This window comes from Teichococcus vastitatis, from assembly GCF_003604215.1.
GTDB classification, from domain to species: Bacteria; Pseudomonadota; Alphaproteobacteria; order Acetobacterales; family Acetobacteraceae; genus Pseudoroseomonas; species Pseudoroseomonas vastitatis.
Map to the genome: position 1 here is coordinate 1 of NZ_QXGS01000068.1, position 7,845 is coordinate 7,845.

General features: G+C 58.5%; 2 protein-coding genes and 3 pseudogenes. 4 read left to right on the forward strand and 1 reads right to left on the reverse strand.

Going from position 1 to position 7,845, the window contains the following annotated elements; translation table 11 throughout:
* Positions 1-630: 630 nt before the first annotated feature.
* Positions 631-912: pseudogene (locus D2K64_RS22260) on the reverse strand (transposase); the annotation flags it as partial.
* Between the two features lies 1 nt (position 913).
* Between D2K64_RS22260 and D2K64_RS22265 the strand changes: the two are divergent.
* The 4 genes and pseudogenes from D2K64_RS22265 to D2K64_RS22275 all read left to right on the forward strand — a co-directional run.
* Positions 914-1,930, forward strand: a pseudogene (locus tag D2K64_RS22265) (IS30 family transposase); the annotation flags it as partial.
* Positions 1,931-1,960: 30 nt separating this feature from the next.
* Positions 1,961-2,116: pseudogene (locus D2K64_RS26330) on the forward strand (IS5/IS1182 family transposase); the annotation flags it as partial.
* A gap of 247 nt (positions 2,117-2,363) precedes the next feature.
* Positions 2,364-4,028 carry an FkbM family methyltransferase gene (locus D2K64_RS22270; protein WP_157986043.1) on the forward strand — a complete coding sequence of 555 codons (1,665 nt, stop codon included), beginning with the start codon at positions 2,364-2,366 and terminating at the stop codon, positions 4,026-4,028.
* 17 nt (positions 4,029-4,045) lie between these two features.
* The gene (locus D2K64_RS22275; RefSeq protein ID WP_120010582.1) at positions 4,046-7,762 is read left to right on the forward strand and encodes a glycosyltransferase; all 3,717 of its coding nucleotides are present in this window, start codon (positions 4,046-4,048) and stop codon (positions 7,760-7,762) included.
* The last annotated feature ends 83 nt before the right edge of the window (positions 7,763-7,845 follow it).

The following is a 7,845-nucleotide window of genomic DNA, read 5'->3' on the forward strand; positions in this document are numbered from 1 at the left end:
ACATAGACACCGTTGATGGCCATCGGGGGGGATCACCTTCATGCGTGAGCCCGGATGCTCACGATTGCGTGATCAACCCTTATGCCAAGAAGTGAAAAAAAATCGTAAAGACGGATTTTTCTAAGGCTCTGCTAAAGCTTGAGTGTTGATCACATGTTTTGGGTGTGGCGGAGAGCAACGGCCATCAGGTTTTCACAAACGCGACCTGGGCAGTGTGGGAGCCACTGATCGAGGGGGTTCAGGAATCACGGCAAGACGCCGCCGAAGGACCTCCGGCGGACCATCTCCACCATCCTCTGGCGGCACCAGAACGGTGCCAAATGGCGCAGCATTCCCTCGGTCCTTGGTAATTGGCGACGCAGCTCTTCATCTGCTGGGTCAAGGCCGGTATCTGGACACCTTTTGTCATTAGGCGATGGTTGGTCAACGCAGGTGTCGTCCGGTCGCGGATCTTGCTTCTGTTCGTGGTGTGCGCGACGGCAGCCACAGGAGGCGGTCCGATGCGAGGGAAGGGCCGATCTCTAGAGCGGCGTCACCCGTAGGGTGCGACCAGGTGTCCAGCGGCCTGCTTCCACCGTCGTCCGCGGACGGACGAACTCTGCGTTCTGGTGAGCTGAGGTCTTGGCTCGGTCAGCCCTCCATGGCTGCAGCCGGGGCGCCGGAGCGGAAATCGCTCTTGCTGACCCACATCCGGTGCAGGATGCCCGCCAGCTTGCGGGCCAGCGCCACCTTGGCCCGCTTGGCGCCGCGACGTTGGGCCAGCCGCATGCCCCAGGCCTTCAGCGCCGACCCGCGGGCCACCCGCGTCAGCAGCACATGCGCCGCCTCGAACAGGGCCACCCTGGCCGCAGGGTCGCCCGCCTTGCTGATGGCACCGACCCGGTCTGTTTCACCAGATTGGTAGCGCCTCGGTGGTGGCATTGCGCCGCCGCTGCGGAAGCGGTCCCCCCGTGCTCTGACGCTGCAAGAACGCGAGGAGATATCACGAGGGCTGATTGCCGGCTTATCGTTCCGTCAGATCGCGGCGCAACTCGGCCGCTCGTCGTCAACCATCAGCCGTGAGATCGGCCGCAATGGTAGCAGCATGAAATACCGTGCCATGGCGGCCGATAGCCGGAGTTGACAGCAGGCGTGCCGTCCCAAGCCATGCCTGCTGGCTGCCCATCGGTCTCTGCAAGTCCGTGGTGGCGGAGAAGCTGGCGCAGCAATAGTCGCCCCAGCAGGTGTCCGGCTGGCTTGAGGTGGAGTACCCTGACGACGAGGCCATGCGGGTGTCGCACGAGACCATCAACAGGAGCCTGTTCATTCAGGCCCGCGGCGTCCTGAAGCGGGAACTGCTGGCGACGCTCCGAAGCCGCCGTCTGATGCGCCGCGCCAAGACGTCGGCCACGGAAGGGCAACCCAGAGGGCAGATCATCGATGCGGTGTCGATCCGCGAACGCCCCGCCGAGATTGAGGACCGTGCTGTTCCTGGCCACTGGGAAGGCGATCTGCTTTCCGGCGGCAAGAACACGCATATTGCGACGCTGGTGGAGCGGCATTCCAGCTTTCTGATGCTGGTGCAGGTGGATGGGAAAGACACTGAAAGCGTGGTTGGCGCGCTGGTGAGGCAAGTGCAGCAGCTGCCACGAGGACTGATGTCGTCCCTGACCTGGGACCGAGGCATGGAGCTGGCCCAACACAAGCGTTTCGCCGTTGCGGCCGATGCCGCAGTGTACTTCTGTGACCCCGCAGTCCTTGGCAGCGGGGCAGCAACGAGAACACCAACGGTCTTTTGCGGCAGTACCTGCCCAGGGGATCGGATCTTTCCGTGCACAGCCAGGATGATCTCGACGCGATCGCCCTGCGGCTCAACACCCGGCCGAGGAAAACCCTTGGCTACAAAACACCAACCGTTACGCTTGCCCAAGCCGTTGCGCTGACCAGTTGAACCCACCATGGCTTTTTTTTAATGTCACGCTCAAGACGCATGCTCCAGCTGCGCGCCGCAGACAGATCAGGGGTCAGGACCAGTGGCATCGAGAGCAGCCAAAGACTCGGAAAGCACAGGTGGGTCATCGGGCGCAGCTTCGTATGGATGAACCGCTTCCGCCGCTTCGCCATCCGCTACGATCGCAATTGCTCGATGCCTTCACCCCAGTAGAAAGCGCTAACTACTTCACCGCCGCGAGATATAAGCGGAGTGGGCGGAAAACGCTCCAGTTCCAAGGGTAAGGATGACAACCTGCTGCCGTGCTGGCAAAACCTCCTCAGTTATGGAACACGTCAGCCATGAAACAAGATAGTTGATCTGAACAGCTGGCCGCCGAATGGATGCTTCGCCTGCTGGTCTACGCTGCAACGATCTAGGAACGAGCCACATAATGGACCTGATCTCCTACGCCCAGAATCAGGAAGACGTCATGCTCTGGCGCTGCTTGAAGCATGTCGAGCACGGCTTCTACGTTGATGTCGGAGCTGCAGACCCGGTCGATTTATCGGTCACTTATCTGTTCTACAATCGTGGGTGGAGCGGCATCAACCTCGAGCCAAACGCCACATATTTCGCGAAGCTCCAAAAGCAACGTATCCGCGATGTCAACCTGCCTATCGGCGCAGCGGCAGTATCAGATGAACGGGTCTTTTATGAGATTGCTGGGACGGGACTATCTACCTTGGACGGAGCAGTCGCCAGCCAACACGCTAGTGACGGGCGCGATGTCAAGGAGCTACGCGTGCCATGTCGGACCTTAGCAGAGATCTGTGCCGGATATCGGCCTGAAGGTCCGATTCACTTCTTGAAGATCGATGTCGAGGGTGGCGAAGCAGAGGTACTGAAAGGTGCGGATTTCACGCGTTTCCGGCCGTGGGTCATCCTGGTGGAAGCTACTAAGCCGCTTTCCCAAGTGCCCGATCACTTGGAATGGGAGGCGGATCTCCTGCACCAAGGATATCATTTCGTCTGGTTTGATGGCCTGAACCGCTTCTACCTGGCTGACGAACAGGCACCAGCCTTGGGGAAGCACTTTGCAGTGCAACCCAACATCTTCGATGGCTTCATGCGTGCAGCGGATCTTCTGGACCGCGTTGAGGCTGCCGACACCTATGCGACTAACGAAAGAGCAGCACGAGAACGCGAATTTGAGGCGCATCAGCATGCTGATAAGGCACGCCTAAGGGCGGAAGCCGCAGCTCAGGCCGCGCTAGCAGCCTTGGAAGAGGCGGGACGGCGTCGTGGTGAGGCTGAACAGCGCGCGGCCGCAGCTGAAAGCCAGTTCCGGCAACTCGAAGCCAGCATTATGCAGCTCACTGAGAGGGTTCAGGAGGCTGGCTCTCGTGCGGAACAGGCTGAGCTGCAGGGAGCCACACTCCAGGCCGAGCACGCCGCCTCCCTTAAAGCGCTGCTCGCGCAAGCTGCAGCCTCTGCTGAGGAAAGCGGTATCCGACTGGGCAATGCACTTTGCCAAGCGGATGCTGCATTTCAACGTGCCGGTACCGCCGAAGCAGAGCTGGCGAAGGGCAAAGCGCAGCTCCACGATGCCGAGCACCGGCGCATCGTGGCGGAGGAGTGGAACCGTCTCTATCGGGAAAGCACCTCATGGCGTCTCACCCGGCCCCTGCGTGTCCTGATCTATCTGCTCCGCCGGCAGACTACGCTACGGGAACTCAGTTTATATGCTATGGGCGGCACCACACCAAGGCTTCGCTTTGGCAATTCTTTGGGTTCCAGCGCCACGGTTCTTGCGCCGGAGCAAAATGACGTACCAGTCCTCGAGCACGAGACGGACAGTGACGTTCCAACAACCGTTAATCCATTCGCGCAACAGCCTACCATTGATGAAGATCTGACTCTTGCGCCGGAGCAAAATGACGTACCGGCTCTCGAGCACGAGATGGGCAACGACGTTCCAACAACCGTTAATCCGTTCGCGCATCAGCCTGCCATCGATGAAGATCTAACACGGTCGGGACAGCATGTTCGTCAGATCCTCCTGTATCAAATCTACCTGCCGCTCGGCAGCAGCGATCATATGAATTCAGGCACCTAACGTAGGAGAGTAGAGAATTGCGACTGGTCATCGACCTGCAAGGGGCACAGGGCGGAAATAGCAAGCGTGGCATTGGCCGCTACTCGCGTGAACTGGCCTTGGCCATGGCAAGGTGCCCGCGCGAGCACGAAGTCATCGTCACACTCAATGGCTCCATGACGGAAGCCGCAGAAGAGCTCGTTACCCATTTTTCCTCCGTCTTGCCGCGTCGTCAAATTCGCTCGTGGTTCTCACCCACTTCAGGGGAACAGGACGGCTTCGCTGGACGAGCGGCGCAGATCATCAGGGCGCAGTTTTTGTCCTCGTTGCGACCAGATCTCGTGCATGTGTCGAGTGTATTTGAGGGACTAAGCGACCTTTGCATTACGCATTCTCCATCGAGCTTAGAGAGGTTGCCCCTGGTGGGTACCTGCTACGACTTGATCCCACTGATCAAGCGTGAAGAGTACCTCGAAGGAAATGGAGCGCTGGCGCCGCATGCGCGGTGGTATTATGCCGGGCTCCAAGAAATGTTCCTCATGGATGGTCTTCTCGCCATCTCGGAATCAAGCAGGCAGGAAGCGATTGGCTATCTCGGCTTCAACGCAGCAAAGGTTTTCAACATCCAGGCTGGCATTCAACCTCACTTCCGACCAACTGTCCTGGATGAGAGTGAGCACCGAGCTCTCCTGCGTCGCTATGGGTTGCAGGGACCTTTCATCCTCTTCGTGGGTGCCGGCGACATCCGCAAGAACGAGACGGCGTTGGTTGAGGCTTATACCCAGCTGGCGGCAGGATTACGTGATCAGTATCAGCTTGTCGTCGTCGGGCGAGTGCCAGAAGCACCGTTGCGGCAAATCATGGAGCGGGTCGGCTGTCCAGTGGATCGTCTGGTTATCGTGCCCTTCGTGGACGAAAGCGACCTGATACGGCTCTACGGAACTTGTGCAGTCTTCGTTTTTCCCTCACTGCACGAAGGCTTCGGCCTGCCGGCTGCTGAAGCCATGGCATGCGGCGCGCCGGTGATCGCCAGCAACACCAGCAGCCTACCTGAAGTCCTTGGTCTAGCAGATGCTTTGTTCGATCCAAGGCAAACGAGCGAAATCACCGGACGTATAGAGCAGGTCCTTAGCAATCCTGATCTACGGCAGCGCTTGATGGCACATGGGTTGGCGCAGGCTTCCCGCTTCACCTGGGAAGCATGCGCGGAACGTGCCTGGGACGGGCTGGAGCAGATCCAGGAGCGCCGCACAGTGCCGGAGCGTGGGAATGCTTCCGTTCTACGGCAGCTTCCTTCTCTAGGTTTTGTTTCTCCTCTGCCGCCGCAAGCCAGTGGCATCGCCGACTATAGCCGGAGCCTCCTACCAGCCCTGGCACGATTTTACGATATCACGTTGGTGACCGAGAAGGGCGAGACAAGCGATCCGTGGCTCAATGCCATTTTCCCGCAACTTGATGCGGAAGCTTTTCTAAAAGTAGGTGCCAGTTTCGACAGAATCCTGTACCAGCTCGGCTGTTCCGACTTTCATACCTTCCAATACCGGCAGCTTCTGCCGGTACATCCCGGCGTCTCAGTGCTCCACGACACCTTCTTGTCCAATCTATGGAATTGGCTCGCACACCACGAGGGACAACCAGACGAATTCCTGGTCCACCTTTATCAGTCGCACGGTTATTCTGCCCTGGATTATGAGGCGCGCCATGGCCGTGACGAGGCGGTGCGGCAGTATCCCTGCTGCCAGGCTGTCTTGGAGCAGTCATTAGCTACTATCCAGCATTCCCAATACGCGGTCGCGCTCCTAACAATGCATTTTGGAGAGCAGGTGCGTAAGCAGGTTACCCTTATCCCACTCCTTGCACATCTGCGTCCGCGTCTCGATCGTGCCGCGGCGCGTCGGGAACTCGGCGTCGACCAGGAGCAAATTCTAATTTGCACCTTCGGTATTGTATCTCCGGCCAAGCTGCCAGCGCGGCTCTTGGAAGCTTGGGAAGCGGTCCGAGGGCAAAAGGGGCATTTGGTTTATGTTGGTGCAACAGCCGGCGAATTAGGAGACTTCCCACTCCGTGACGGTGACACCTCGAATGCAGTCCGAGTTACTGGACGTGTTGACCAGAAGACTTACGATTATTGGCTCGCTGCCGCAGACATCGCTGTGCAGTTACGTACCGATTCCAGAGGTGAAACCTCAGCTGCTATTACTGACTGCCTATGCTTTGGCGTACCTCTAATCGTTAATCTGCATGGTTCTGCCCGTGACCTGCCGGACGATTGCGCTCTCAAGCTGCCTGACCATTTCGAAACCATAGCTCTGCGTGACGCGATCGAGCGGCTGCGGGACGATACCGCCTTGCGGGGCGCGCTAGCGCAAGCAGGTGTAGTTCTTACGCGAGAGCGCCTGAACCCGAACAGAATTGCCGGAGAGTACCAAGAAGCTATCGAGGCAGCCTATGTGCAGAGGGATCCTCCTTCGCCGCTGAACCTGTCCCGAAGCCTTTCTCGGTTGAAAATGTTACCCCTTAGGGACAGTGAGCTGAACGCAGTTTCGCAGTCTTTAGCGAGTACCTTTCGTGCATCTCCGTCCCGAGCTCGGCTCTTGATCGATATGTCAGAACTCGCGCGTCACGATGCGCGTTCCGGGATTCAGCGCGTGGTGCGGGAGGTGGGACGACGCCTCTTGGTCTCGGATGAAGGCCACCGCCGTGCAGAGGCGGTTTGCTTCCACCAAGGGCATCTTCGCCACGCCTATGAGGTAGGGACGAGAGTGCTAGGAAGCCGTTCTCTCCCCCTTACCGCCGCTCCAGTCGATATGGGCGAGCACGATACCCTCCTATGTATCGATGTGAACCCCCGGATGACTGAGGCAGAGTTCCATGATCTACGCCGACGAAAGCTGTCGGGACTACGCCTCATCGTGATTGTTTATGACTTGCTACCGATGCTTCGTCCCGAATGTTTTCCGGAAGGAATTACACAGGTCAGTTCTTGGTACTCACGAATGCTTTCAATGGCTGACCAAGCGATTTGCATCTCGCGAGCTGTGGCAGATGAGCTTTCCGGATGGCTGACTGAAGTAAGAGATCTTCGCAGCACACCGCTTCCAATCGATTACTTCCATCTTGCTGGGGATTTCCGAATAGACGACGGGGGCAGTGAAGAGACCGGTTCTGTTCTTGCTGCCATGGCCTGTACAGCGCGTCGGCCAACTTTCCTTATGACAGGGACACTGGAGCCGCGGAAAGCCTACTCGCAAGCCCTCGCAGCCTTCGAGCAACTCTGGACCGAAGGAGTGGATGTCGGCCTGCTGATCGTTGGAAAACAGGGTTGGCAGACACAGGATTTGGTACAGCGTCTGCGCAGCCACCCACAACTAGGTAGTAAATTGCACTGGCTTGAAGGCATCAGCGACGTTGACCTGCGCCGCCTTTACGGCATGAGTAGTTGCCTACTGATGGCGTCGGAAGGCGAAGGTTTTGGCCTTCCACTCGTTGAGGCCGCGCGAGCCGGACTGCCGATCCTGACACGCGACCTGCCCGTGTTCCGCGAGGTTGTAGGTGAGCATGCAATTTATTTCAAAGGGACAGAGACGAAGGATTTGGCGCAGGCTCTGCTATTCTGGCTGGAAGCGCAGGCTCGTGGGGCTATTCCTTCATCGACTAACATTCGGACGCTGAATTGGGACAGCAGCGCCCGGCAATTGATGACCAAGATTGACGCAACGCTGCCATACCACGTTTGGGCGCCGCCGAGCCAATAGGAAGCTCTAGCTGTCTGGTCGCGGAACATTGTTGGGATCCGGTTGGGCTGGCGATCGTAGAGTACCAGCGTCGGTTCGAGCGC

Excerpts from the sequence above, each read along its gene's own strand:
- D2K64_RS22270 (WP_157986043.1), top strand. The coding sequence starts at position 2,364 with ATGGACCTGATCTCCTACGCCCAGAATCAGGAAGACGTCATGCTCTGG.